Source organism: Mesorhizobium sp. WSM4848 (assembly GCF_055811375.1).
The window spans coordinates 224466-248457 of record NZ_JBVVPX010000004.1 but is presented as its reverse complement, the minus strand read 5'-3'; the positions used below and the strand labels follow the sequence as shown (position 1 = coordinate 248457).

The following is a 23992-nucleotide window of genomic DNA, read 5'->3' as shown; positions in this document are numbered from 1 at the left end:
TTTTATGCATGTCGTTATCGCAAAACCGCTGCACACTTTTGCGCGACATGCATCAGGCCGAAAACACTGTGCGGCCCGCCACCATCGTTTGCAAGACCTTGCCCTGCAGCCGCGCGCCTTCGAAACAGGTGTTTTTCGAGCGCGAACGGATGCCGCTTTCGCTGACGATCCATGGCTCGTCGAGATCGACCAGCGCAAGGTCGGCGACCGCACCCGGCTTCAGCGTGCCGCCGGGCAGGCCGAACAGTCTTGCCGGGGCAGTGGACAACGTCTCAACTAACCTGAGCAGCGTCATATCGCCATTGTGGTAGAGCCGCAGCGTCGCGCCGAGCAGCGTTTCCAGTCCGATGGCACCGGCCGCGGCGTCGGCGAAAGGCAGGCGCTTGGTGTCGACGTCCTGCGGGTCGTGCGAGGATACGATGATGTCGATCGTGCCGTCCTTGACTGCCTCGATCATCGCCAGCCGGTCTTCCTCGGCGCGCAGCGGCGGCGTCAGCCGGAAGAAGGTGCGGTATTCGCCGACATCGTTCTCGTTGAGAGACAGATTGTGGATCGAGACGCCTGATGTGACGTTGGCGCCGTCGGCCTTGGCCCTCGTTACTGCGTTTGCCGCCATGGCAGTCGAAATCTTGGCCGCGTGATAGGCGCCGCCGGTCAGCCGCGCCAGCGCAAGATCGCGCTCCAGTGGAATGGACTCGGCCTCGCGCGGAATGCCGGCAAGGCCGAGCCAGCTGGCATAGAGGCCTTCGTTCATGACGCCTGACGAAGCGAGGTCGGCGTCTTGGGTTTCATGCGCGATCACGCCGCCGAAATCGCGCGCATAGGTCAGCGCGCGGCGCATCACCAGTGCGCTCGATATGGTGTGCCGGCCGTCAGTGAAGGCGATCGCGCCGGCCTCGCGCAGCAGGCCGAATTCGGTCATCTCGCGGCCTTCGAGGCCCTTGGTGATCGCTGCCGCCGGAAAGATGTTGACGACGGCCGTGTCCTTGGCGGTGCGCAGCACGAATTCGACCAGCGCGACATTGTCGATCACCGGGTCGGTGTCGGGCATCATGACGATGGAAGTGACGCCGCCGGCCGCCGCCGCCACGCTGGCCGAAGCGATGGTCTCGCGGTGCTCGCCGCCCGGCTCGCCGATGAAGACGCGCGCATCGATCAGGCCGGGAATGATTGCTTTGCCGGCGCAGTCGATGACGGTAGCATCTTGCGCAGCGCCCTGGTTCAAGGCCGCCTTGCCGGCGGCGACGATCTTGCGGCCCTCCACGATGACCGTGCCGACCTCGTCAATGCCGCGCGACGGATCGACGATGCGGGCCCGGCTGAAGACCGTTGTGCTCATCGGGCAACTTCGCGGTTGCGGCGGGGATCGAGCAGCGCTTCCATCACCGCCATGCGCACGGCAACACCCATCTCCACCTGTTCCTGGATGACGCTCTGCGGACCGTCGGCGATTTCCGAGGCGATCTCGACGCCGCGGTTCATCGGGCCGGGGTGCATGACCAGAGCGCCGTCCTTGGCCGCCTTCAGCTTCTCGGCGTCGAGGCCGAAATAGTGGAAATATTCACGCACCGAAGGCACGAAGGCGCCTTCCATCCGCTCGCGCTGCAGCCGCAGCATCATCACCACATCGGCGTCCTTGAGCCCTTCGGCCATCGAACGGGTGACGATCACGCCCATTTTCTCGATGCCGGCGGGCAAAAGCGTCGACGGCGCCACGACGCGCACCTGCGCGCCGAGCGCATTGAGCAGCATGATGTTGGAACGCGCCACGCGCGAATGCAGGATGTCGCCGCAGATCGCCACGATCAGCTTCGACAGCGGGCCTCTGGCGCGGCGGATGGTCAGCGCGTCGAGCAGCGCCTGCGTCGGGTGCTCATGGGCGCCGTCGCCGGCATTGATCACCGAGCAGCCGACCTTTTGCGCCAGCAGCGCGGCGGCACCCGCCGACTGGTGGCGGATGATCAGGATGTCGGGATGCATGGCGTTCAGCGTCATCGCCGTGTCGATCAGCGTCTCGCCCTTCTTCACCGAAGAGCTGGCCACCGACATGTTCATGACGTCGGCGCCGAGCCGTTTTCCGGCCAGTTCGAACGACGACTGCGTCCGTGTCGAGGCTTCGTAGAACAGATTGATCTGAGTGCGGCCACGCAGCGTGGAGGCCTTCTTCTCCGACTGCCGCGAGATCGCGACCGACCGGTCGGCCCTGTCCAGCAAAAGCTCGATGTCGGCGGGGGAAAGATCGCGGATGCCCAGAAGATGGCGGTGGGGGTAGAGTGGCAGGGACGAAGCGTCGGTCATCTCAAGGCGCTGCTATAGGGTGGAGGACCTTTGGCTGCAAGCACCAGCTTTGGATTGCGGCCTTTCTCCCCGGTATTTTCGTCGCGCGCGTTGCGCGGCTTGGGTTATAAGCCGCTAATGGCTTCGGATTCGTAGCCTTGTGATGATAAGGACAGTGCGTGACCGACGACGTGACGAACCAGCCGCCGCCGCTGGCAGGCGGCAACGCCTGGCGAGGCGATCCGCTGCTGATCCAGCTTGCCGAGCGTTTTTCCGATCCGGTGCGCAAGGATCTCGATGGCCTTGGCCGTTTCGTGCTGACGCAGGAGGCGCAGGAACTGGCTCGCCTCGCCAATGTCGAAACGCCGAAGCTCAGGACCCATGATCGCCAGGGCCGGCGCATCGATCTGGTCGAGTTCCATCCAGCCTATCATGCGCTGATGCGCCGGTCGGTGGCGAACGGGCTGCATTCGTCGGTCTGGGAAAATGGCGATGCCGAGATCGGCCGCCGCCATCAGGTGCGCGCCGCCCGTTTCTACCTGACGGCCCAGCTCGAAACCGGGCATCTCTGTCCCATCACCATGACCAGCGCCTCGCTGGCCGCACTGATGGCAAGCCCAAAACTGTTTCGCGAATGGGCGCCTCGGGTGACGACACGCAAATATGACCAGAGCCAGAAGCCGCCGGTCGAAAAGGCTGGGCTGACGCTCGGCATGGGCATGACCGAGAAGCAGGGCGGCACCGACGTCCGCGCCAACGTCACCAGGGCCGAGCGCGCCGGCAGCAGCTTCTATCGGCTGACCGGCCACAAATGGTTCATGTCGGCGCCGATGTCGGATGCGTTCCTGGTGCTTGGACAGGCGCCGGAAGGACTTTCGTGCTTTCTCGTTCCCCGCATTCTCGGCGATGGTTCGAGCAACGGCTTCCGCTTCCAGCGGCTGAAGGACAAGCTTGGCAACCGCTCCAACGCCTCGTCCGAAGTCGAGTTCGTCAATGCCATCGGCGAGATGGTCGGCGAGCCCGGGGCAGGCGTCAAAACGATCATGGATATGGTGACGCTGACCCGGCTCGACTGCGCGATCGCCTCGTCGGCGATCATGCGTGCCGGGCTGGCCGAAGCCGTCCACCACACCCGTCATCGCCAGGTGTTTGGAACCAATCTGATCGAGCAGCCGCTTATGCAGCGTGTGCTGGCCGACATGGCGCTCGACGTCGCCGCCGCCACCGCGCTGTCATTCCGACTGGCGCGCTCCTTCGACGAGGCGGCCGGCGACCGCGGCGAGGCGGCCTTCGCTCGCGCCATGACGCCGGTCGTCAAATACTGGGTCTGCAAGATCGCACCGCCGCTGCTCTATGAGGCGATGGAATGCCTCGGCGGCAATGGCTATGTCGAGGAGGCGCCGCTCGCCCGCTACTATCGCGAAGCTCCGGTCAACGCGATCTGGGAGGGATCCGGCAACGTCATGGCGCTCGACGTGCTGCGCGTGCTGGGGCGTGCACCCGGCCTGTTCGACGAGGTGCTGGCCGGCATCGATCGCGATCTCGGCGCCGGCGGGCGCGGCACCGTCGGTGTTCTCAAGGCAGCAATGCAGGTCGCTGCAACCGATGAGGGCTCGGCCCGTCTGCTCACCGAGCAACTGGCGCTGTCGGCGGCAGCGGCGGAGCTTCGCAGGCTGGGGGCAGGGCGGATCGCCGACGCCTTCGTCGAGACGCGCCTCGCCGGCCAGTGGCGCAACACATATGGCATGCTCGATTCACGCCATGACGCGCGTATGATCATCGACACGCTCTACCCCCCGGTCACCTGAAGCGACTTCGGGAAGGTTTCTCGTCGTTTGTCGCACCGCTAGATGATTGCGAGCGCGGCGCAAACAATCTGAGCACGGTCTCACGCAAAGCGAGCACGAGCGCTTCGCCAGTCTAAAAGAATTTGTGGATTCGGCTATGATTGTGAGCAGCTACATCTAGCTTGGTCTAGAGCGTCCTTGCGCGTCCAATTGGGGGAGCATGAGGAACTCGCGTTGCGGCCCACCAAACGGGCACTTTCTATGGCGCGATTTCGGCCCGTTCAGAGAGCCTCCGTCACCGACCACCCCACGTTCCTCGTGCTCTCGAAATCGAGCGCCGCATTCAGGCGGTTTGACGAAACAGGTTCTTGATGAGCGTGAGGGTAGATGGAATTTCTTGTTTTGATCGTGTCATGCCGACGGCACCCCAAAAAATTTTCAAACTTGCCCACTGCCGATCAACTTGACCCAGCATTCGGGACTCTTAAGTGAATTAAATGGTTAATCGGGGCGCAGCGAGATGGGAATGGCAGTCAATTTCAGCGAGCTTCTGGATGCGTTCGAATTCGTGAGTTCCGGCGGAGCCGGCGAAAATGAGGCCTATCTGTGCATGGAGACAGGCAAGATCTACTGCCATTCGGAATGGGTGGACGATGTTGAAGAACTGCCTGACGACGTCGAGGACAGCGAAAGATACATCGCCATCCCGGACAAGCGCGAACTCGATCTCGGCAAACCGCTGGTGCTGACATTCGCGCGCCACCACCTGCCCGACGATTTCGATAAGGTTCGAGAGATCTTCAGCCGGTCGGGTGCCTATGCCCGCTTCAAGGATCTTTTGGAGCACAGGGGCGCCTTTGATCGATGGTACGACTTCGAGCAAAAAGCCACGGAAGAAGCGTTGAAGACCTGGTGCTCGGATAACGACATCAAGATAACGCTCACCACCGCTGTGGATGATCGTTAACCTTAACAAATGGTTTCCATTGCAGCGGCAAGCCGCAAAGCCCACTGTTCTGTTTACGGAAGCAGGAACGCTATGCGGCATATATTGAGCTCCTTTCTGGCCTTGCACTGGGCGGTCGTTTTCGCCTTGCTGGCGTTCATCTGCATCGATGGGAATCGCGGTGTTGGGGCAGCGCTTGGCGTGCTCGGCATCGCCGTCCAGAACACCGGCTTGGTCGGCCTCGAAAACGCTCTGGTGGTGGCGCCGCTTGCCGTAGCGCTGCTTGTCGTAGCGGTGCTGTTCTGCTGGGCATTTGTCGAGGCTCTGTTTAGCGACCCGACACATCCGGACGCGACCGATAGCGTCGTGCGGGTCGCCTTCATCTCCGCCTCCGGCGTGCTGTCACTGATTGTCGTCGGCGGCGCCGCGCTAGGCATCAACGGGCTGTTCATGGTTGTCGCGGTGCAACTGGCGGCACTGCTGGCTTCCTATGTCGCCATGCTGGCAGAGCGGCGGTCGGCCCTGGCCGCAGCGGTTCCGGGCACGGGTGAAATCAGTGCCGCCGCGCATGTGATGGCGAAGGCGGCGGCGCACAACTCGGCGCTCTCGCGCATTTCTGGCCGGCTGGACACGAGCTTGAGGCCGGACACGAACTTGAGGGACCGCTGATGCGCACCTTGTTCGCGCTATGGGCGGCGCCGCTCGCCCTGTTCTGGGGCTGGTTCTTCCTGTCGCTCAACGACGTCAATTTCGGCTATGTCATGCTGAGCCGCCAATTGCATGACCTCGTCTTCCAGCTCTATGGGGAGATGCTTGGCATCGATCCGGCTCTCATTCCCGGCATGGTGGCAAAAGCCTGCATCCTCGACAGCCTGCTGCTCATGGCGTTTTGGGCGTTTCGCCGGCGCCGAGTGATCGGTAGCTGGATCAGGATAATGCGCGACCGCTATTTCGACCAGGCGTCGACGCCGAGCGCCTGAAGCCGGTCGAGCGCGCCCTGAAGAATAAAGGCCGCCGCGGCCGAATCGATCTTGCCGGCGCGTTTGCGGCGCGAAAAATCCATCTCGATCAGCGTCCGCTCGGCCGCTACCGTCGACAGCCGCTCGTCCCACAAAACGAAGGGCAGGTCGGTCACAGCAGCCATGTTACGGGCGAAGGCGCGGGATTTCTGGGCGCGCGGGCCTTCCGACCCGTCCATGTTGACCGGCAGGCCGAGCACCACGGCCCCGACATTCTCTTTCTCCAGCAAGGCGAGCAGCACTGCGGCATCCAGCGAGAATTTCCTGCGCATGATGACGGGACGCGGGTGGGCGAAGGCAAAGCCCCGGTCGGAAACCGCCACGCCGATCGTCTTGTCGCCAAGGTCGAGCCCGGCCAGCGTCTTGCCGCCGCTGAGCCGCGCCGGCAACTCCTCGATGGTGATGATGCTCAACGGCTTTCCTTGGCCTACACGCCGCAAAGGACGCTATGGGACTTTAATTTCACTGCCGGCGTTCTATCCTTTGGCGAAGCAAAAATCGAGGAAGGCATTCATGAAACTGACCTGGTACGGACATTCCGCATTTCGCGTCGAAACCACCGAGGCGAAAATCCTCATCGATCCCTACCTGATCGGCAATCCGTCGTGGACGGGCGGCTGGGAAGAGCCGGCGGAAGGGGTCACGCATGTTCTGTTGACCCACGGCCACAGCGACCACATCAGCGGTGCGCTCGAAGTGCTTGGGAAAAGCGGGGCCATGCTGGTCGCCAATTTCGAGGTCTGCATGTATCTGGTCGGCAAGGGCGTCAGCGACAAGAAGATCAATCCGGGCAATATCGGCGGCACTGTCGATTGCGGCGGCTTCACCACCACCTTCGTCCAGGCGCTGCATTCCTCGTCGTTCCCGGGCGACAAGGGCCAGAACACCTATCTCGGCAATCCCGGCGGCCTCGTGCTGCATTTCCAGGAAGACAAGACGCTCTACCATATGGGCGACACCGACATTTTTTCCGACATGGCGCTGATCAACGAACTGCATGAGCCGAAGATCGGCATCGTGCCGATCGGCGACCGCTTCACCATGGGCGGCGCGGTGGCAGCCCTTGCCTGCCGGCGCTTCTTTCAGTTCGAGACGGTCATTCCCAGTCACTTCGGCACGTTTCCGATCATCGACCAGACCGCCGACAAGTTTGTCGCAGGGTTGGAGGGTTCCGGCGTGAAGGTGGCGTTGCCGGAGATCGGCGGGACAATCACCCTGTAGTGCACGCACCTTGCAGCATGCACCTTGTAGAGCATGCCAAAGGCGCCAGCTATTCGCTGCGACGGCGTTGCACTGCCATCGACCTTCTGGGCCGGTTCTCGGCACGATGCATGTTGCGCGGCACGCGCCGCGCCGCTATAGCGCGGACTGGTTTCCCGAGGCACAAGCAAATATGTCCGTTGATCTGCAGACAGTGAAGCGCGTCGCGCGTCTCGCCCGCATTGCGGTGAGCGAGGCGGATGCCGAGCGCATGACCGGCGAGTTGAACGCCATTCTCGGCTTTGTCGAGCAGTTGAACGAGGTCGACGTCTCCGGCGTCGAGCCGATGACGTCGGTCATTCCGATGGAGATGAAGAAGCGCCCGGACGTCGTCACCGACGGCAGCAAGGCGGCCGACATCGTCGCCAACGCACCGGCCACCGAAGAGAATTTTTTCCTCGTTCCGAAGGTCGTGGAGTAGCGGGCCGATGGCAATCGACATCGCCATCGAAACGCCGCTGCAGGACGACGTGCGCGGGCTGGTCAAGGAGCTCAACGACACCCTGCTGGAACTGACGCCGCCGGAGCACTGCTCTCACATGACCGTCGAGCAGATGGCCGACAACGACACGACTGTCTTCATCGCTCGCGACAATGGCCTCGCCATCGGCTGTGGCGCGCTGAAGCGCCACGACGGCGCTGTCGGCGAGGTCAAGCGCATGTACACGCGGCCTTCGCATCGCGGGCAGAAGATCGGCGCCGGGATCGTCGAGCGAATCGAGGCGCTGGCGCGCAATGAAGGACTGAAGCGTCTGGTGCTGGAAACCGGCGACCGCCATCCGGCTGCGTGGACCGTCTATGAACGCGCCGGATTTTCGCGCTGCGGCCCGGTGCTGGACTATCCCGATTCCGGGTGGTCGGTGTTTTACGAAAAGAGCCTTGCCTGATGAGCGACCTGACCCACCTCACGATTTCGCAGGCCCGCGCCAAGCTGCGCGCCAGGGAAATCACCGCAACCGAGATCACCGAAGCCTATCTCCAGGCGATCGAGCGGGCCAATCCGGCGCTCAATGCCTATGTCGTCATAACCGATGACAAGGCGCGCGACATGGCCAAGGCCTCGGACGCGAAGCTTGCGAAGGGCGAGGGCGGGTCGCTCGAAGGCATTCCGCTCGGCATCAAGGACCTGTTCGGCACCGAAGGCATCCACACCCAGGCCTGCAGCCATGTGCTGGACGGCTTCAAGCCGCACTACGAATCGACCGTCACCGCCAATCTGTGGGCCGACGGCGCCGTCATGCTCGGCAAGCTCAACATGGACGAGTTCGCCATGGGCTCGTCCAATGAGAGCTCCTACTACGGCCCTGTCGTCAATCCGTGGCGGCGTTCACGCGTCGACACGATGGTGATGCCGACCACGCATCAGGGCGATGGCGGTTTTGTCTCGGCCGGCGGCACCAGAACCGCGCGCACGCTGGATAACGCCCAGCTCGTGCCGGGCGGCTCGTCGGGTGGCTCGGCCTCCGCCGTTTCGGCGTTCCTGTGTGCCGGCGCCACCGCCACCGACACCGGCGGCTCGATCCGCCAGCCCGCCGCCTTCACCGGCACGGTCGGCATCAAGCCGACCTACGGCCGCTGCTCGCGCTGGGGCATCGTCGCCTTCGCTTCGTCGCTCGACCAGGCCGGTCCGATCGCCCGCGACGTGCGTGACGCTGCGATTCTGTTGAAATCCATGGCCTCGGTCGATCCGAAGGACACCACCTCGGTCGACCGCCCGGTGCCGGACTACGAGGCGGTGATCGGCAAGCCGATCAAGGGCATGAAGGTCGGCATCCCCAGGGAATACCGCGTCGACGGCATGCCCGACGAGATCGAGGCGCTGTGGCAGAAAGGCATTGCCTGGCTGAAAGATGCCGGCGCCGAGATCGTCGACATTTCGCTTCCGCATACCAAATATGCGCTGCCGGCCTATTACATCGTCGCGCCCGCCGAAGCGTCGTCGAACCTCGCCCGCTATGACGGCGTCCGCTACGGGCTGCGTGTGCCTGGCAAGGACATCGTCGACATGTACGAGAAGACCCGCGCCGCCGGCTTCGGCCGCGAGGTCAAGCGCCGCATCATGATCGGCACCTATGTGCTCTCCGCCGGCTACTACGACGCCTACTATCTGCAGGCGCAGAAGGTGCGCAATCTCATCAAGCGGGATTTCGAAAACGCATTCACTGCCGGCGTCGACGTCATCTTGACGCCGGCGACGCCGTCGGCGGCCTTCGGCATCGCCGACGAGGACATGGCCGCCGACCCGGTCAAGATGTACCTCAACGACATCTTCACCGTGACCGTGAACATGGCCGGACTGCCGGGCATCGCCGTGCCCGCAGGGCTCGACGCCAAGGGCCTGCCGCTCGGCCTGCAGCTCATCGGCCGGCCGTTCGACGAGGAAACCTTGTTCCAGACCGCCCATGTCATCGAACAGGCGGCGGGTACGTTCCAGCCGGAAAAGTGGTGGTAGTGGCGTCTCCCATCTGAAGGGGTGAGGGATGTTCTACTGCAGACCACCAGCGCGGCGGTCCGTGAATGGATCGGGCTCGTCGCCTACCGGCTGTCGGGCCGCATCGATCGGCTTTTTCCGGGACCGGGTGTCAGCTCGGGCGGCTGACCGATCACGGCTTGCCGCGCCGCCGAGAAGAACTGGCGACGCACCAGAACCGCCAGCAACAGCAGCGTCGACAGCACGAACACTTTTGGGTCGACGAACCAGCCGAGATAGCCGATCGAGAAGAACACGCCGCGCATGCCGGCATTGAAATGTTTTCCGGCCAGCATGTTCATGCGCGCAGCCCGCCATACCGCCGTCTCGCTGACCGGGTTGCGCGAGGCCTCGCCGTGCGGGATCGGCACCGCACCGATCAGGATCGAGCAATAGTTGAACAGCCGGTAGGCCCAGCCGAACTTGAAAAAGGAATAGGCAAGGATCAGCACCAATCCGAACACCTTCATCTGAAAAGCGGAGCGGGACGACGTCGCGCCGAGCGGCAGGTCGCTCAGCACCGAAACAACCTGATCGGAGGCGCCGAGCAGGGCAAAACAGCCGCCGATCGCAATCAGCGAACTGGAGGCGAAGAAGGCGGTTCCCTGTTGAAGGCCGGCCATGATGGCGGTGTCGACAATGCGGACCTCGCGTTCGGCCATGTTCCGCATCCAGGCTTGACGCTGGACGTTCATCGCCGTCGTCAGCGACATGCGCCTGATCAGCTTTCCGTCGGAGGCGAGCGTATGCATCACCCACACGAAAAGGAAGAAACCCAGCGCAACGAGGTCTGCCGTCGACAAATGGAAGGAATCGCCCATGCAACCCTCTTACCACAAGCGGTGGCGGCGCTTCGATGGCGGAACGCGACGATGTCGCTGCCGGAGCAAACAAGGTCGGCAGGTGCAGCGCCGCAATCTTCGAAAGAGCGGAAACATCACAGGAATTCCTATATGTAGATTCCAATAGGAGAGAGCGGCGCGTGTTCCTTTCGGTTTTCGACCTGTTCAAGATCGGCATTGGACCATCGAGTTCGCACACGATGGGACCGATGACGGCTGCGCGGCGTTTTCTCGACGAGGTCGCGGGAGATGACTGGCCACGCCCGGCCGGCGCCAAGGTCGACCGCATCGCCGCCAGCCTGCACGGCTCGCTTGCCTACACCGGCATCGGCCATGGTTCAGATCGCGCCGTGGTGCTCGGGCTTGCCGGCCAGACGCCGCAGACGGTAGACCCCGATCAGGCGGACAGCATCGTCGACCGTATCGACGCCGAGAAGCGGATTTCGCCGCCCGGCCATCCATCCTATCGCTTCGACCCAGCGACGGATCTGGTGCTGGATCGCAAGACGCCGCTTTCCGGCCACGCCAACGGCATGGCTTTCTCCGCATATGATGCCGACGACCGCCTGCTGCTCAAGCGCATCTACTATTCGATTGGCGGCGGCTTCGTGGTTTCCGAAGAAGAGCTGCAGCGGATGAAGGCGAAGGGCTCGGTGACGACGGAAGGCAAGAAGGTTCCATACCCCTTCAAGAACGCTGTCGAGATGCTGTCGATGGCCGCGAAAAGCGGTCTTTCCATCGCCGACATGAAGCGCGTCAACGAAGAGACGCAGATGTCGCGCGAGGAGCTCGACGCTGGCCTCGACGGCATCTGGGGCGCCATGAAGAGCTGCATCGAGCGCGGCCTGTCGCAGGACGGAATCATGCCGGGCGGCCTGAAGGTGCGCCGACGCGCGCGACAGTTGCATGACAAGCTGCAGGAGCAGTGGCGGCAGAACCGGCCCAATCCGCTGCTCGCCAACGACTGGCTGTCGATCTATGCCATGGCGGTGAACGAGGAGAACGCTGCCGGCGGGCGCGTCGTCACCGCGCCGACCAATGGTGCTGCGGGCACGTTGCCGGCGGTGCTGCGCTACTGGCTGCATTTCCACCCCGAGGCCGACCAGCCAAGCATCCGCGATTTCCTGCTGACAGCGGCAGCGATCGGCGGCATCATCAAGACCAACGCTTCGATCTCGGGCGCCGAAGTCGGCTGTCAGGGCGAGGTCGGTTCGGCCTCGGCGATGGCGGCAGCGGGGCTGTGCGCCGTGATGGGCGGCACGCCCGAGCAGATCGAGAACGCCGCCGAGATCGCGCTCGAACATCATCTCGGCATGACCTGTGATCCGGTCGGCGGGCTGGTGCAGGTGCCTTGCATCGAGCGCAACGCGCTCGGCGCCGTCAAGGCGGTGACTGCCGCGTCGCTGGCCATCAAGGGCGACGGCGTTCATTTCGTGCCGCTCGATGCCGCGATCGAGACCATGCGCCAGACCGGCCTCGACATGAACGAGAAATACAAGGAAACCAGCCTCGGCGGCCTGGCCGTCAATATCGTCGAATGCTGAGCCAAACTTTGCACTGTGGCCAAACTTTGCACTGCGGATTGGCACTGTCGAGAACAGCGGCACTGTGGAGAAAGTCGACCGGGCCAGTTGACGCCTTCGCGCGCCGGACTAAACCTTAATCCATGTCCCTCAATCTCATAAAGCTCTGCGTTGGCTGCGACAGCGTCGAAGATCTCGAAGAGTGGATCGCCTTCCGCCTCGCCGAACGGCGGCGCGCCGGTGAACCGGTCGAGCACTACCACACCACCCGCATGATGCCGACGCGCGGCGCTGAGGTCACCGATGGCGGCTCCCTCTACTGGGTGGTCAAGGGCAATGTGCAATGCCGCCAGTTGATCACCGAAATCCGTCCTTTCACCGATGACGAGGGTATCGGCCGCTGTCACCTGATCCTCGATCCCGCGGTCGTGCTGACTGAATGGCAGCCGCGCCGCGCCTTTCAGGGCTGGCGCTATTTGAAACCGTCGGACGCACCGGCCGATCTCTCCAGGGGCAAAGCGGGGTTGGTCGAAATGCCGCCGAAACTCAGGCGCGAGCTTGCCGATCTCGGCCTTCTCTAGGAAGGCCCCCAAAATTCAAAGCTGCGGTGATCGCCGGCGCTCCAGATCGCCCCATGCCGGGCTTGCAAGCTGTGCGACAACGCCACATCTTGAATGTCATGAGCGACAAGAAGCAGCCCGTGCCCGCAAAGGCCAATCCTGCGCCGGTCGAACCCCAATCGAGCACCGGCGAGATCGATGCGTTTATCCGTCAGGCAAGGGCGCTGGCTGCGTCCGCGACCGGTACTGGCAGGCTGATCCTTTCTCTCGACGCGACGATGAGCCGCCAGCCGACCTGGGATCTCGCCTGTGCGCTGCAGGGCGAGATGTTCGACGCCGTCGGCAAGGCCGGGGCGCTCAAGGTCCAACTGGTCTATTTTCGCGGTCTTGGCGAGTGCCGCTCATCCGCATTTGTCACCGATACGAACGCGCTGAAGCAGCTGATGACGCGGATCGAATGCCGCAGCGGCCACACCCAGATCGGCAAGGTGCTCGCCCATGCGCTGAAACAGACGGCGGCGGCCAAGGTCAACGCGCTGGTCTATATCGGCGACGCGATGGAGGAAAACATCGACGATCTGGCGGAAAAGGCCGGCAGCCTCGGCTTGCACGGCGTTCCTGTCTTCGTCTTTCAGGAGGGCCATGATGCCGGCGCGGAAAAGGCGTTCAAGGAAATTGCGCGGCTGTCCAAAGGCGCTTGGTTCCGATTTGATCGGCGGGCCGCCGAAACCCTGGCCAGCCTGCTATCGGCGGTCGCGGTTTTTGCGACCGGTGGGCTGAAGGCTCTGGAGGCCAGGGGCAGGCCGGAAGACCGGCTGATGATCGAGCATCTGCGGAGCGGCAGGAAATGATGGGCGCGACTATCGCATTCGTGGCGTTGCTTTTGGTGCTGCTCGGCGTGGCCACGGTGTTTCTGCGCGCCGACCCCGCGAAACTCGCAAGCTGGATGAGGACAGTTGGGCCCGCCCTGCTGGCGCTGATCGGCGTCGCCGCGCTTCTGGTTGGACGCGCAGGCATCGGCGGCTTGATCCTGTCGACGGCGCTCGCCTGGTGGGGCTCGATGCGGATGAAGCGGCCGACGACGAAACTGGAGCCAGGCAAGTATTCGACGGTGCGCACCGCGGCACTCGAAATGGAGCTTGATCACGATACCGGCAATCTGGAGGGCCTCGTGCTCGCCGGCCGCCATGAAGGCAAGATGCTAGGCACGATGAGCCTTGCGGAATTGCAGCAGCTTTATCGCGAACTCCCCGGCGACCCGGAGAGCCGCCAGCTGTTAGAGACGTATCTTGACGGCAGATTTCCCATCTGGCGCAAAGACGCGGAGGCGAATGGTGGCGACGGGCTGGGTGTTTCGCCAGGTTCGGGCGCCATGACTAAGGAGGAGGCCTACAAGATCCTTGGTCTTGAAGCGGGGGCCGCCGCGGCGGATGTCCGCAAGGCGCACCGCCGCCTGATGCAGCGCCTGCACCCCGATCTCGGCGGCACTTCGTTTTTGGCGGCGCGGATCAACGAAGCCAAGGACGTCTTGCTCTCCAATCACAACTAGTCTCCTTCGACGCGGAATTCTTCCGGGAGATGTTTCGACGCCGCCTACTGGTGGACGGCGTAGCACTCGATTTTCTTTTTCTTCAGGGCGTTGCAGGCTTTCCAGGCGGCAGTCTTCGAGCCAAAACCGAACCGGGCGCGGTAGTAGGTGACGCCGTCCTTTTCGAAGGCGACGGTGAAGCCCACAGCATCGGCCAGGACCGACGGCGCCTGTTTGCTCGTCTCGTCCAGGAGAGCCTGGGCTTCGGACTGTTTTGGCGAAGAGGCGACCTGCACTGCCCAGCCGGACGGCACCGATGCCGTGTTGACGGGATCGACCTTTGCCGGTTCGGCATAGGCTGCTGCGACCCGTGCGGTCGCCACATCGTCCGCCGTGGCCGCGGCCACTGTCTTGACCTTCTGAGAGACGGGCCTGGTCTCAACGACGGGGGTGGCTTCTTCAACGACCGGCTCAGTCTCCTCCACCAGAGAGGCAATGGCATCGCCGTCCGACGCCTCGTTGTCCGAGGCATCGTCGTCCGGCCTGCTGTCCGGCATCGGCGCGTCGTGCTTGGGCAGGAATACTTTCGCCAGAGCGGTGATCGGGTTGCCGCCGCCAGCCTTGGCGACCAGCAAGCCGCTGCCGCGCGACGACGCCCTCGGCATGTAGGTGTTGATCAACTCGGCCATCTGGTTGTCGCGGCTGCGTCCGGATTTCCCGCCTATGACTACCGCGACGATGCGGCGGTCGCCGTCGTCGACCGAGGAGACGAGATTATAGCCGGAGGCGCGGGTGTAGCCAGTCTTGATGCCGTCGACGCCCTTGATGCGGCCAAGCAGGCGGTTGTGGCCATTGATGCGCCTGCGGCCGTAGAGAAAGGAACGCTGCGAGAAATAGCCGTAATACTGGGGAAAATGTTCCCGCAGCGCGATGCCGAGCACCGCCATGTCGCGCGCGGTGGTGAACTGACCGGGATTTGGCAAGCCGTGGGCGTTGCGGAAAACGGTCCCCTTCATGCCCAGTGCCCGCGCCTTGGCTGTCATCATGTGGGCGAAATTGGCTTCATTGCCGCCGAGAAGTTCGCCGAGCGCGGTTGCCGAGTCGTTTGCCGACTTGGTCACCATCGACAGGATCGCGGTCTCGACCGTGATCGCGCCGCCCCGCCTGACGCCGAGTTTGGTCGGCGGTTCGGCAGCAGCATTGGCCGAGAAGACGACCCGGGAGTTCTTGCTGATCTTGCCGTTCGCCATGGCCTCGAAGGCCATGTAAAGCGTCATCATCTTGGTGAGCGAGGCGGGATAGCGTCGGCCATCGGCATTCGAAGAGTAAAGCACCTTGCCGGTCTTGGCGTCGATGACGATGGCCGCCGACCTCGCCGCCATAGACGAAGCAGGGTCTGCAACGACGAATGTCATCGCCAAAGCGAGGATCATGATCGTTTTCAAAGAGGACGCGGATTTGGAGAGAATGCCCGACAACGCCTGACGCACCGATGGTTCCTTTGAATTTTTGTTGCGGTGGAGGCGGCAAAGGGGTCCCTGCCTCACTTCAAGCCAAGCTATCGCAGCCAGCGTTACCAATCCGTTTATGGTAACCGCGGCGTTCACCATTTTCTTCGAGCTTGAGCTTTTCTTTATTCGAATTTTAGCTGTTACCCGACGGTTGCGCCGATTTGCTGGATGGCCGGGGACGCACTCGGTGAAACCCTCACTCGGTAAAAACTTGAATTTTGTGCAGTGCACAATATATTATTTGCATTGCACAACGCGGCCCGGGACAAGGCCGCGTCCACCGCTCAAGGACAACTGTCAAGGGATTGCGTGAATGACCCAAACCTATGAAGATTTCAGCAAATACGGCAAGGAGTTTGCGGATAGCGGCTTGAAGAGCTTCGCGTCCCTTTCCAAGGGTGCGCAGGCCATCGCCACCGAGGCGGGCGAATACACCAAGAAAAGCTTCGAGGCCGGCAGCGCAGCAGCCGAGAAACTTGTGTCGGCCAAGTCGCTGGAGAAAGCGATCGAGATCCAGACCGATTTTGCCAAGCAGTCGTACGAAGCCTTCGTCACCGAAGCCACCAAGATCGGTGATCTCTATGCCGAACTCGCCAAGGAAGCCTACAAGCCGTTCGAATCAATGGTCGCAAAGGCGAAATAATCTCGCTTTAAGATGTGAGAACGGCCCTTGGCCTGCAAGACGGACCCGGTCGCGAATGTGCGGCCGGGTTTTTTCATGGCATTTTAAGCGCATGGCGTTGGTTTCCAGCCAATCAACGCTGATCTAGACAGCAATGAGCCGGGTTGTCGGTTTGCTGAAGGGCGAATGATGCATGGGTCGATAAATGATGCGGCGCTCCGCTAACGCTGGAACACATCAGCCGATGGTTCGGCGACACTGCCTAAAGCCTCCACTCTGAAGGTCGCCCGGTACAGGTCCGGGCGACTGTGGTTCATGGCGACCGGGCTTATCGCTGTGCTGGTGGCCACTCCGGTTCTCGCCCTTATCTGGCAGGCGCTGCGGGGATCGAGCGGGCTCTGGCCGCATCTACTCGCTTACGTGCTGCCACAGGCCTTCCAGCAGACCACGGCGCTGCTCGTCGGCGTCGGTGTCCTCGTCATGCTTCTTGGCACTCGACGGCCTGGCTTGTCACTGCCTATGACTTTCCGGGCCGCAGGTTTCTCGAATGGGCGCTGCTCCTCCCGCTCGCGGTGCCGACCTACATAATCGCCTACGTCTATCTCGATCTTCTCCATCCGATCGGCTTGGTCCAGGGTGCGGTCAGAGCGGCACTTGGCTACACCAGCCCACACGAATTCCGCCTTCCCGACATCCGGTCGATGGCCGGCTGCATCATGCTGCTCGGCTTCGTGCTCTACCCCTATGTGTACCTGACGACGCGGGCGATGTTTCTCACCCAGGCGGGCCAATCTGGTCGAGGTGTCGCGCTCGCTTGGAAGTGGCAAAGGCCGTGTCTTCTGGCGCGTCGCGCTGCCGCTGGCGCGTCCGGCGATCGCTGTCGGCGTCAGCCTCGCGCTGATGGAGGCGCTGAACGACATCGGTGCCTCGGAATTCCTGGGCGTGAAGACACTGACGGTCTCGGTCTACACGACATGGGTGACGCGGTCCGACCTGCCGGGCGCGGCGCAGATTGCGCTCGCCATGCTGTCATTGGTGGTCGCGCTCGTCACCATCGAGCGTTGGGCACGCCGTCGTCAGCGTTATTGGTCGAGCGCACAAAAGGCGCGGAGTTTCACACCGCATCGTCTCGGCACCGTTTCCGGTCTGGTGGTTCTTGCACTCGGCCTTTTGCCGGTGTTCATCGGGTTCATCGCCCCGGCGAGCTATCTTGCCGTCGAGGCGTGGAAGCGCGTCCGTTTCGCAGGACTGTCGCCCCGGCTTTTGTCGGAAACGCTTAATACCGTCACCCTGTCGGCCATAGCTACGCTCGCCATCCTCCTCTTCGGCGTGGTCATCGCCTATACGGCGCGCTCGCTTCCCGGCCGCATCACGGCGGCTTTGCAGCGGATTTCCACGGTCGGCTGTGCGATGCCCGGCACCGTGGTGGCCATCGGAATATTGTTGCCCGTCGCGGCGCTCGATCAGATGATCGACCGAGCTGCGCTAGCATGGCTGGGCCCGCCAACCGGCCTGCTGCTGATCGGGTCCGGAGCAGCGCTCGGCTACGCCTATGTCGACGCTTCCTGGCGATTGCGGTCGGTTCGGTCGAGGCGGGCTTCAGCCGCATTCCGCGCTCGTTCGATCACGCCGCCCGCAGCCTCGGCCAGAATGTGACTGGCACATTCCGGCATATTCATCTGCCGCTTTCGAGACCGTCGCTCGTCGCTGCGGGCTTGCTCGTGTTTGTCGATTGCATGAAGGAATTGCCGGCGACGCTTCTGTTGAGGCCGCTTAATTTCGAGACCCTGGCGACGCATCTCTACGGCGAGGCGGCGTGCGGGACCTACGAGGAAGCGTCGATCGCCGCACTTGCCATAGTTCTCGTCGGCACCTTGCCTGTCGCTGTTCTCGCTCGTGTTGGACGATGGAAATCCTAAGTGTGTCCGGCCGTAACCGTCTCGCTGGCACCTAAAGCGCGTCTGTTAGCTGACGCATCCACGATAAGCCGTAAGGGCTCCACGCCTGTCGGATCGCGTCAATGCCCTCGATTTTGAAATCAGGGGCTCTGCTGCCTTCACGATTTCGAAAAATCGGCCAAGTTTGGCCACCTAGCCATATTGTCAGCTAAACAGAAGGGCTTAAAATCATTCATCGAAGACCTACATGTCGAACGCGCATGGGGATTCGAAAAGGCAGGGTTACGTGACTACAGGTTTGACTGCCACAACAGATGCGGTGCGGATGCAAAACGGCAGCGACGGCAACGAGACCGGTCGCGGCACGGCTGTCATCACGCGCACCAAAACCAAGACCAAGAAGCCCAGCCTCTATCGGGTCCTCATTCTCAACGACGACTACACACCCATGGAATTCGTGGTTCACGTGCTGGAGCGTTTTTTCCAGAAGGACCGTGAAGCCGCCACACGCATCATGCTTCATGTTCACAATCATGGAGTGGGCGAGTGCGGGGTCTATACATTCGAGGTGGCCGAGACCAAAGTGTCTCAGGTCATGGATTTCGCCCGACAGAATCAGCATCCGCTGCAATGCGTGATGGAGAAGAAGTGAGGTAACATGCCGGCTTTCTCCCAAGGCCTGGAAAAGGCGCTTCACCAGGCGCTGACGCTCGCCAATGAGCGGCACCACGAATATGCAACCCTTGAACATTTGCTGCTCGCCCTCATCGACGACACCGAGGCGGCCGCGGTCATGCGCGCCTGCAACGTCGATCTGGACGAGTTGAAGCATACGGTTCTCACCTATATCGACACCGAGCTCGACAATCTCGTCACCGGCTACGACGAGGATTCCAAGCCGACGGCCGGTTTCCAGCGCGTCATCCAGCGTGCGGTGATCCATGTTCAGTCGTCCGGCCGCGAGGAAGTCTCCGGCGCCAACGTGCTCGTTGCCATCTTCGCCGAGCGCGAGAGCCATGCCGCCTATTTCCTGCAGGAACAGCAGATGACCCGCTACGACGCGGTCAACTACATCTCGCATGGCATCGCCAAGCGTCCCGGCGCATCCGAGACGCGGTCGCCGCGCGGCGCCGACGACGAGCAGGGCGGCCAGAGCGGCGCCGAGCCGCAAGAGGACGGCGGCAAGAAAAAGCAACAGCAGGATGCGCTGACCGCCTATTGCGTCAATCTGAACAACAAGGCCAAGGCCGGCAAGATCGATCCGCTGATCGGCCGCGAGTCCGAGATCAACCGCACCATCCAGGTGCTGTGCCGCCGCTCCAAGAACAATCCGCTCTATGTCGGCGACCCCGGCGTCGGCAAGACCGCGATCGCCGAAGGCCTTGCCAAGCGCATCGTCGAGGGCGACGTGCCGGAAGTGCTGCACAACGCCACCATCTTCGCGCTCGACATGGGAACATTGCTGGCCGGCACCCGCTATCGCGGCGATTTCGAGGAGCGGCTGAAGCAGGTCGTCAAGGAGCTCGAGGATTATCCGGGCGCGGTTCTGTTCATCGACGAGATCCACACCGTGATCGGGGCAGGGGCGACGTCGGGCGGCGCCATGGATGCATCGAACCTGTTGAAGCCGGCGCTGTCGTCCGGAACGATCCGCTGCATCGGCTCGACCACCTACAAGGAGTTCCGCCAGTTCTTCGAGAAGGATCGCGCCTTGGTGCGGCGCTTCCAGAAGATCGACGTCAACGAACCGACCATCGAGGACGCCATCGAGATCATGAAGGGTCTCAAGCCGTATTTCGAGGAGTTCCACAAGGTTCGCTACACGTCTGAGGCGATCAAGGCTTCGGTTGAACTGTCGGCGCGCTACATCAACGACCGCAAGCTGCCGGACAAGGCGATCGACGTGATCGACGAGACCGGCGCCTCGCAGATGCTGGTGCCGGAGGCCAAGCGCAAGAAGACCATCGGCATCAAGGAGATCGAAGCGACGATCGCCACCATCGCCCGCATTCCGCCGAAGACGGTTTCCGCCGACGACGAGAAGGTGCTGGCCGGTCTCGACGTCGAGCTGAAGCGCGTCGTCTACGGTCAGGACACCGCGATCACGGCTTTGACCTCGGCGATCAAGCTGGCGCGGGCCGGCCTGCGCGAACCGGAGAAGCCGATCGGCTCCTACCTGTTCTCGGGGCCGACCGGCGTCGGCAAGACCGAAGTGGCAAAGCAGCTCGCCGCCTCGCTCGGTGTCGAGCTGATCCGCTTCGACATGTCCGAATATATGGAACGCCACACCGTCTCGCGGCTGATCGGCGCGCCTCCCGGCTATGTCGGTTTCGACCAGGGCGGCCTGTTGACCGACGGCGTCGACCAGCATCCGCATTGCGTGCTGTTGCTGGACGAGGTCGAGAAGGCGCATCCGGATCTGTTCAACATCCTGTTGCAGGTCATGGACCATGGCAAGCTGACCGACCACAACGGCAAGCAGATCGACTTCCGCAATGTCATCCTGATCATGACCACCAATGCGGGCGCCTCGGATGCGCAGCGCGCGGCGATCGGTTTCGGCTCGACCAAGCGCGAAGGCGACGATGTCGAGGCGATCAACCGGCTGTTCACGCCGGAGTTCCGCAACCGTCTTGATGCGATCATCCCGTTCGGCTCGCTGCCGGTGCCGGTCATCCACCAGGTGGTGCAGAAGTTCGTCATGCAGCTCGAGGCCCAGCTCTCCGAGCGTGGCGTCACCTTCGACCTGTCGCAGGAGGCGATCGCCTGGCTGGCCGAGAAGGGCTATGACGAGCGCATGGGAGCACGGCCGCTCGGCCGCGTCATCCAGGAGCACATCAAGAAGCCGCTGGCCGACGAGGTGCTGTTCGGCAAGCTCAAGAAGGGCGGCACGGTGCGTGTCACCGTCGACAAGAAAGAGACCGGCGAAACCGGGCTGAAGCTCGAGTCGCTCGCCGACGAGGCGCCGGTCAAGCCGAAGAAGGAAGAACCGGACGACGCGCCGAAGCCCAGGAAAGCTGCCGGCAAGAAGCCCGCCGCGAAAAAGGCGGTCGCGCAGAAGCCGGAGCCCAAGGGCAAGGATGGCAGCAAGCGCAGCCTGGTGCCGCAACTGCCCCGCAAGGGATGATGGCCTGAACGCGAAAAAAAGCCCCGAAAACGGGGCTTTTTTTAGCTTCGGGGAACTGGTGGGTGGCCGGACGCACGACGCCCGGCGTCAGTTTGCCAGCGCCGTCCGTATCTTGCCGGCGTTCTCAGCCAACACTTCTGGCTTCTCCATCTGCCCGCTATGCGGCTTCAAAGGGATGCCCTCGAAGCGTGGAATGACATGGACATGGAGGTGGTAGACGGTCTGGCCCGAAGCAGGCTCGTTGAACTGCAGGATGGTGACGCCATCGGCGCCGAAGGCCTTCTTCACCGCCACCGCCACCTTCTGCACGATAGCGAAGAGTGGGCCGAATGTTGCCGGATCAGCGTCAAGCAGGTTGCGCGACGGCGCCTTCGGCACAACCAGCGTATGACCCGGCCCTTGCGGCATCACATCCATGAAGGCGACAACCGCGTCATCTTCATAGACGCGATGCGACGGGATTTCACCGCGCAGGATTTTCGCGAAGATATTGTTGCTGTCGTAGGTGGTTTTTTCGGCCATGGCGTGGGCTCCGGATTGTGCCTTGCTTTACCGCATCGACCCGATAACCGGAATCGATTTTCGGAAATTACGATGCGGAGGTTCGAAGTGTTAATGCGTGTCGCGCGCTCTAATCGTCCGCCAGATCCTTGCGGAACGGGGTGTGCTCTTCGAGATAACCGGCCATCCGCTCCACTTCGCGGCGCTCGCGCCTGAGATAGTCGGCGACCGCGTTACGCAAGCCGGGATGCGCGATGTAATGCGCCGAATGCGTGGTCACCGGCCTGTAGCCGCGCGCCAGCTTGTGCTCGCCTTGCGCGCCGGCTTCGACCACCTTCAGCTTACGGTCGATGGCGAAGTCGATCGCCTGGTGATAGCAGACCTCGAAATGCAGGAAGGGGTGGTCCTCGATGCAGCCCCAGTTGCGCCCGTAGAGCGCATCGGAACCGATGAAATTGATAGCGCCGGCAATGTAGCGTCCATTGCGCTTGGCCATCACCAGCAGGATGTCGTCGGCCATGCGCTCGCCGATCATCGAGAAAAACTCGCGGCTGAGATATGGCCGCCCCCATTTCCTGCTGCCGGTATCCATGTAGAAGGCAAGGAAGTCGTCCCAGACTTTTTCGGTCAGGTCCTGGCCGGTCAGCCAGTCGATCGAGATGCCGTGAGCGAGCGCCTCGCGCCGCTCCTTCCTCATCGCCTTGCGCTTGCGCGATGCCAGAGTGCCGAGAAAATCGTCGTAGGTCGAATAGCCCTCGTTGAAGAAGTGGAACTGCTGGTCGGTGCGGTGCAAAAAACCCGCCGCTTCCAGCGCCTCGACATCCCTCAGCTGCGCGAAGGTCACGTGCGCCGAGGAAACGCCGAGCTTGTCCGTCACCGCCTTCAGGCCGGCTGCCAAGCCGGCCTTCACGGCGTGACTGTCCTCGCCCTTGTTGACCAGCAGGCGAGGGCCGGTGACCGGCGTGAACGGCACGGCGCATTGCAGTTTTGGATAATAACGCCCGCCGGCGCGCTCGAACGCGTCCGACCAGCCGTGATCGAAAACATACTCGCCCTGGCTGTGCGATTTCAGGTAGCAGGGAATGGCACCGAGCAGCTTTCCCTGCGCTGTCTCGAGCCTGAGATGATGGCCCTGCCAGCCGGTGCGCCGCACGGCGCAGCTGGAATCTTCAAGCGCAGCCAAAAAAGCGAATGAAACGAGAGGGTTGTAGCCGTTTTCTTTGTCGCCGCGTGAGGTTCCGCCGAGGCTATCCCATTCGGCGCAGGTGAAGGCGCCGATGCCGGAGGCAACCCGGATCGCATACGCTCCATTCGCCGTTTGCCCGTCGCCTTCATCGCCTTGATCCATGAGGCCTATTTAAGCTCCGTGCCGGTCCATGCAAGCTCGGTTCAAGCGACCTGCACAAGATCCGGGTCAAATCCTTCGAACGTCATCTGGTCGGCATATCTGAAGGTCAGGTCGACCGCCGGTTGGTCGAGCACGGTCCAGGTGATGACCGGCATTTTGAGCCTTTCGCGGACAAAACTGACAAACCGGTTCGGCAGGTCGCCTGCGGCATAGGAGGTGAAGGCGATGTCGTGCGCCAGCATGGCGAAATGTGCCTCGATCAGCTTGGCGTCCTTGCCATAAGCGGTCAGCCCGCCCGGAATGCCGGGCGCGTGTTTCGGGAAATCGCGAATCAGCCAGTGGTCGAACGACATGATCGCCGCCTTGCCCCTGTAGTTTTTGAGCATCTTGCCGACGCTTTCAACCAAGCCCTCGTCACGGCCGGGAACCCCTTTCATCTCGACGACCAGCGGCACGCGACCATCGACCAGGTCGAGGGCCTGCTGCAGCGTCGGCAGACGATCCGATGTGCCGCCGATCTTGAGGGCCGTCATTTCTGCTGCCGTGCGCTGCCAGACGAAACCGTCCTGGCCGGTCAGCCGCTTGAGATCGCTATCGTGGATGATCACCGGGATGCGGTCTGACGACAGATGCACATCGCATTCGATCGCATAGCCGCGTTCAGCCGCAGCGGCAAAGGCGGAAAGCGTGTTCTCCCAGCGCGTCTTGTTCATGTCGTGGAGGCCGCGATGGGCAATGGGTCGGGCGGTCAGCCAGGAAAGGTCGGTCATGCC

General features: G+C 62.6%; 23 protein-coding genes and 1 pseudogene. 16 read left to right on the top strand and 8 right to left on the bottom strand.

The window, feature by feature from the left end; all coding sequences use genetic code 11:
* Nucleotides 1-52 precede the first annotated feature (52 nt).
* Together AC0L16_RS06690 and AC0L16_RS06685 are read right to left on the bottom strand one after the other, a co-directional pair.
* Nucleotides 53-1339, bottom strand: coding sequence for a dihydroorotase (locus AC0L16_RS06690; RefSeq protein WP_473619725.1), 1287 nt, complete (start codon nt 1337-1339; stop codon nt 53-55).
* The gene (locus tag AC0L16_RS06685) at nt 1336-2298 is read right to left on the bottom strand and encodes an aspartate carbamoyltransferase catalytic subunit (RefSeq protein WP_473619723.1); all 963 of its coding nucleotides are present in this window, start codon (nt 2296-2298) and stop codon (nt 1336-1338) included. The genes AC0L16_RS06690 and AC0L16_RS06685 overlap by 4 nt, the downstream gene beginning before the upstream one ends.
* 158 nt (nt 2299-2456) lie before the next feature.
* Here AC0L16_RS06685 and AC0L16_RS06680 point away from each other — a divergent pair, with 158 nt between their 5' ends.
* From AC0L16_RS06680 to AC0L16_RS06665, 4 genes are all read left to right on the top strand, one after another.
* Nucleotides 2457-4085, top strand: a complete 1629-nt coding sequence (locus tag AC0L16_RS06680; protein WP_473619722.1) for a DNA alkylation response protein — start codon at nt 2457-2459, stop codon at nt 4083-4085.
* 505 nt (nt 4086-4590) lie between these two features.
* Complete coding sequence (locus tag AC0L16_RS06675) at nt 4591-5031, top strand: UPF0158 family protein (protein ID WP_473619721.1); 441 nt, start codon at nt 4591-4593, stop codon at nt 5029-5031.
* Between the two features lie 72 nt (nt 5032-5103).
* Nucleotides 5104-5679 carry a hypothetical protein gene (locus AC0L16_RS06670; RefSeq protein WP_473619719.1) on the top strand — a complete coding sequence of 192 codons (576 nt, stop codon included), beginning with the start codon at nt 5104-5106 and terminating at the stop codon, nt 5677-5679.
* A complete protein-coding gene (locus tag AC0L16_RS06665; protein ID WP_473619718.1) occupies nt 5679-5990 on the top strand; it encodes a DUF6105 family protein in 312 nt (103 codons plus the stop codon). The genes AC0L16_RS06670 and AC0L16_RS06665 overlap by 1 nt, the downstream gene beginning before the upstream one ends.
* Here the strand turns inward: AC0L16_RS06665 and ruvX are convergent.
* Nucleotides 5957-6442 (bottom strand): Holliday junction resolvase RuvX, encoded by a 486-nt coding sequence (gene ruvX / locus AC0L16_RS06660; protein WP_473619717.1) that lies wholly within the window; start codon nt 6440-6442, stop codon nt 5957-5959. The two genes, AC0L16_RS06665 and ruvX, sit on opposite strands and share 34 nt — an antisense overlap.
* A 100-nt stretch (nt 6443-6542) precedes the next feature.
* Here ruvX and AC0L16_RS06655 point away from each other — a divergent pair, with 100 nt between their 5' ends.
* The 4 genes from AC0L16_RS06655 to AC0L16_RS06640 all read left to right on the top strand — a co-directional run bounded on the left by AC0L16_RS06655 (nt 6543) and on the right by AC0L16_RS06640 (nt 9741).
* Nucleotides 6543-7250, top strand: coding sequence for a metal-dependent hydrolase (locus AC0L16_RS06655; protein WP_473619716.1), 708 nt, complete (start codon nt 6543-6545; stop codon nt 7248-7250).
* Nucleotides 7251-7422: 172 nt separating this feature from the next.
* Complete coding sequence (gene gatC, locus AC0L16_RS06650; protein WP_027151920.1) at nt 7423-7710, top strand: Asp-tRNA(Asn)/Glu-tRNA(Gln) amidotransferase subunit GatC; 288 nt, start codon at nt 7423-7425, stop codon at nt 7708-7710.
* Between the two features lie 7 nt (nt 7711-7717).
* The gene (locus tag AC0L16_RS06645) at nt 7718-8176 is read left to right on the top strand and encodes a GNAT family N-acetyltransferase (protein ID WP_473619714.1); all 459 of its coding nucleotides are present in this window, start codon (nt 7718-7720) and stop codon (nt 8174-8176) included.
* Nucleotides 8176-9741 (top strand): amidase, encoded by a 1566-nt coding sequence (locus AC0L16_RS06640; protein WP_473619713.1) that lies wholly within the window; start codon nt 8176-8178, stop codon nt 9739-9741. The genes AC0L16_RS06645 and AC0L16_RS06640 overlap by 1 nt, the downstream gene beginning before the upstream one ends.
* Before the next feature lie 83 nt (nt 9742-9824).
* Here AC0L16_RS06640 and AC0L16_RS06635 read toward each other — a convergent pair whose 3' ends face one another.
* Nucleotides 9825-10580 carry a DUF599 domain-containing protein gene (locus AC0L16_RS06635; protein ID WP_473619712.1) on the bottom strand — a complete coding sequence of 252 codons (756 nt, stop codon included), beginning with the start codon at nt 10578-10580 and terminating at the stop codon, nt 9825-9827.
* Nucleotides 10581-10741: 161 nt separating this feature from the next.
* Between AC0L16_RS06635 and AC0L16_RS06630 the strand changes: the two genes are divergently transcribed.
* The 4 genes from AC0L16_RS06630 (at nt 10742) to AC0L16_RS06615 (ending at nt 14233) form a co-directional block, all read left to right on the top strand.
* Nucleotides 10742-12145 carry an L-serine ammonia-lyase gene (locus tag AC0L16_RS06630; RefSeq protein WP_473619710.1) on the top strand — a complete coding sequence of 468 codons (1404 nt, stop codon included), beginning with the start codon at nt 10742-10744 and terminating at the stop codon, nt 12143-12145.
* A 122-nt stretch (nt 12146-12267) separates the two neighbouring features.
* The gene (locus tag AC0L16_RS06625) at nt 12268-12705 is read left to right on the top strand and encodes a DUF1489 family protein (RefSeq protein ID WP_473619709.1); all 438 of its coding nucleotides are present in this window, start codon (nt 12268-12270) and stop codon (nt 12703-12705) included.
* Nucleotides 12706-12803: 98 nt separating this feature from the next.
* Complete coding sequence (locus AC0L16_RS06620; protein ID WP_473619708.1) at nt 12804-13535, top strand: vWA domain-containing protein; 732 nt, start codon at nt 12804-12806, stop codon at nt 13533-13535.
* Nucleotides 13532-14233, top strand: a complete 702-nt coding sequence (locus AC0L16_RS06615) for a DnaJ domain-containing protein (protein ID WP_473619706.1) — start codon at nt 13532-13534, stop codon at nt 14231-14233. The genes AC0L16_RS06620 and AC0L16_RS06615 overlap by 4 nt, the downstream gene beginning before the upstream one ends.
* Nucleotides 14234-14277: 44 nt before the next feature.
* Here AC0L16_RS06615 and AC0L16_RS06610 read toward each other — a convergent pair whose 3' ends face one another.
* Entirely contained in the window at nt 14278-15702 is a 1425-nt protein-coding gene (locus AC0L16_RS06610; RefSeq protein ID WP_473619705.1) for a D-alanyl-D-alanine carboxypeptidase, read from the bottom strand.
* A gap of 334 nt (nt 15703-16036) precedes the next feature.
* On the opposite strand from AC0L16_RS06610, the gene AC0L16_RS06605 reads away from it, so the two are divergent.
* The 4 genes and pseudogenes from AC0L16_RS06605 (at nt 16037) to clpA (ending at nt 21370) form a co-directional block, all read left to right on the top strand.
* Nucleotides 16037-16366: a phasin family protein gene (locus AC0L16_RS06605; protein WP_473619704.1), complete on the top strand. Its 330-nt coding sequence runs from the start codon at nt 16037-16039 to the stop codon at nt 16364-16366.
* Nucleotides 16367-16660: 294 nt separating this feature from the next.
* Nucleotides 16661-18264 (top strand): annotated as a pseudogene (locus AC0L16_RS06600) (ABC transporter permease).
* Between the two features lie 304 nt (nt 18265-18568).
* Nucleotides 18569-18895 (top strand): ATP-dependent Clp protease adapter ClpS, encoded by a 327-nt coding sequence (gene clpS, locus AC0L16_RS06595; RefSeq protein WP_023801212.1) that lies wholly within the window; start codon nt 18569-18571, stop codon nt 18893-18895.
* A 6-nt stretch (nt 18896-18901) separates the two neighbouring features.
* Nucleotides 18902-21370 carry an ATP-dependent Clp protease ATP-binding subunit ClpA gene (gene clpA / locus AC0L16_RS06590; protein ID WP_473619702.1) on the top strand — a complete coding sequence of 823 codons (2469 nt, stop codon included), beginning with the start codon at nt 18902-18904 and terminating at the stop codon, nt 21368-21370.
* An 87-nt stretch (nt 21371-21457) separates the two neighbouring features.
* Here clpA and AC0L16_RS06585 read toward each other — a convergent pair whose 3' ends face one another.
* From AC0L16_RS06585 to AC0L16_RS06575, 3 genes are all read right to left on the bottom strand, one after another.
* On the bottom strand, nt 21458-21892 hold the full coding sequence (locus AC0L16_RS06585) for an HIT family protein (RefSeq protein WP_473619701.1): 435 nt from the start codon (nt 21890-21892) through the stop codon (nt 21458-21460).
* A gap of 109 nt (nt 21893-22001) precedes the next feature.
* Nucleotides 22002-23219 (bottom strand): GNAT family N-acetyltransferase, encoded by a 1218-nt coding sequence (locus AC0L16_RS06580; RefSeq protein ID WP_473619700.1) that lies wholly within the window; start codon nt 23217-23219, stop codon nt 22002-22004.
* 41 nt (nt 23220-23260) lie between these two features.
* Nucleotides 23261-23989, bottom strand: coding sequence for a glycerophosphodiester phosphodiesterase (locus AC0L16_RS06575; protein ID WP_473619699.1), 729 nt, complete (start codon nt 23987-23989; stop codon nt 23261-23263).
* Nucleotides 23990-23992: the final 3 nt, after the last annotated feature.

What these genes read in the sequence shown, in the direction of transcription:
- AC0L16_RS06690 (WP_473619725.1), bottom strand. Translation starts at nt 1,339, where the DNA reads ATGAGCACAACGGTCTTCAGCCGGGCCCGCATCGTCGATCCGTCGCGC.
- AC0L16_RS06685 (WP_473619723.1), bottom strand. Translation starts at nt 2,298, where the DNA reads ATGACCGACGCTTCGTCCCTGCCACTCTACCCCCACCGCCATCTTCTG.
- AC0L16_RS06675 (WP_473619721.1), top strand. Translation starts at nt 4,591, where the DNA reads ATGGCAGTCAATTTCAGCGAGCTTCTGGATGCGTTCGAATTCGTGAGT.
- AC0L16_RS06670 (WP_473619719.1), top strand. Translation starts at nt 5,104, where the DNA reads ATGCGGCATATATTGAGCTCCTTTCTGGCCTTGCACTGGGCGGTCGTT.
- AC0L16_RS06665 (WP_473619718.1), top strand. Translation starts at nt 5,679, where the DNA reads ATGCGCACCTTGTTCGCGCTATGGGCGGCGCCGCTCGCCCTGTTCTGG.
- AC0L16_RS06655 (WP_473619716.1), top strand. Translation starts at nt 6,543, where the DNA reads ATGAAACTGACCTGGTACGGACATTCCGCATTTCGCGTCGAAACCACC.
- gatC (WP_027151920.1), top strand. Translation starts at nt 7,423, where the DNA reads ATGTCCGTTGATCTGCAGACAGTGAAGCGCGTCGCGCGTCTCGCCCGC.
- AC0L16_RS06645 (WP_473619714.1), top strand. Translation starts at nt 7,718, where the DNA reads ATGGCAATCGACATCGCCATCGAAACGCCGCTGCAGGACGACGTGCGC.
- AC0L16_RS06640 (WP_473619713.1), top strand. Translation starts at nt 8,176, where the DNA reads ATGAGCGACCTGACCCACCTCACGATTTCGCAGGCCCGCGCCAAGCTG.
- AC0L16_RS06635 (WP_473619712.1), bottom strand. Translation starts at nt 10,580, where the DNA reads ATGGGCGATTCCTTCCATTTGTCGACGGCAGACCTCGTTGCGCTGGGT.
- AC0L16_RS06625 (WP_473619709.1), top strand. Translation starts at nt 12,268, where the DNA reads ATGTCCCTCAATCTCATAAAGCTCTGCGTTGGCTGCGACAGCGTCGAA.
- AC0L16_RS06620 (WP_473619708.1), top strand. Translation starts at nt 12,804, where the DNA reads ATGAGCGACAAGAAGCAGCCCGTGCCCGCAAAGGCCAATCCTGCGCCG.
- AC0L16_RS06615 (WP_473619706.1), top strand. Translation starts at nt 13,532, where the DNA reads ATGATGGGCGCGACTATCGCATTCGTGGCGTTGCTTTTGGTGCTGCTC.
- AC0L16_RS06605 (WP_473619704.1), top strand. Translation starts at nt 16,037, where the DNA reads ATGACCCAAACCTATGAAGATTTCAGCAAATACGGCAAGGAGTTTGCG.
- clpS (WP_023801212.1), top strand. Translation starts at nt 18,569, where the DNA reads ATGCAAAACGGCAGCGACGGCAACGAGACCGGTCGCGGCACGGCTGTC.
- clpA (WP_473619702.1), top strand. Translation starts at nt 18,902, where the DNA reads ATGCCGGCTTTCTCCCAAGGCCTGGAAAAGGCGCTTCACCAGGCGCTG.
- AC0L16_RS06585 (WP_473619701.1), bottom strand. Translation starts at nt 21,892, where the DNA reads ATGGCCGAAAAAACCACCTACGACAGCAACAATATCTTCGCGAAAATC.
- AC0L16_RS06580 (WP_473619700.1), bottom strand. Translation starts at nt 23,219, where the DNA reads ATGGATCAAGGCGATGAAGGCGACGGGCAAACGGCGAATGGAGCGTAT.
- AC0L16_RS06575 (WP_473619699.1), bottom strand. Translation starts at nt 23,989, where the DNA reads ATGACCGACCTTTCCTGGCTGACCGCCCGACCCATTGCCCATCGCGGC.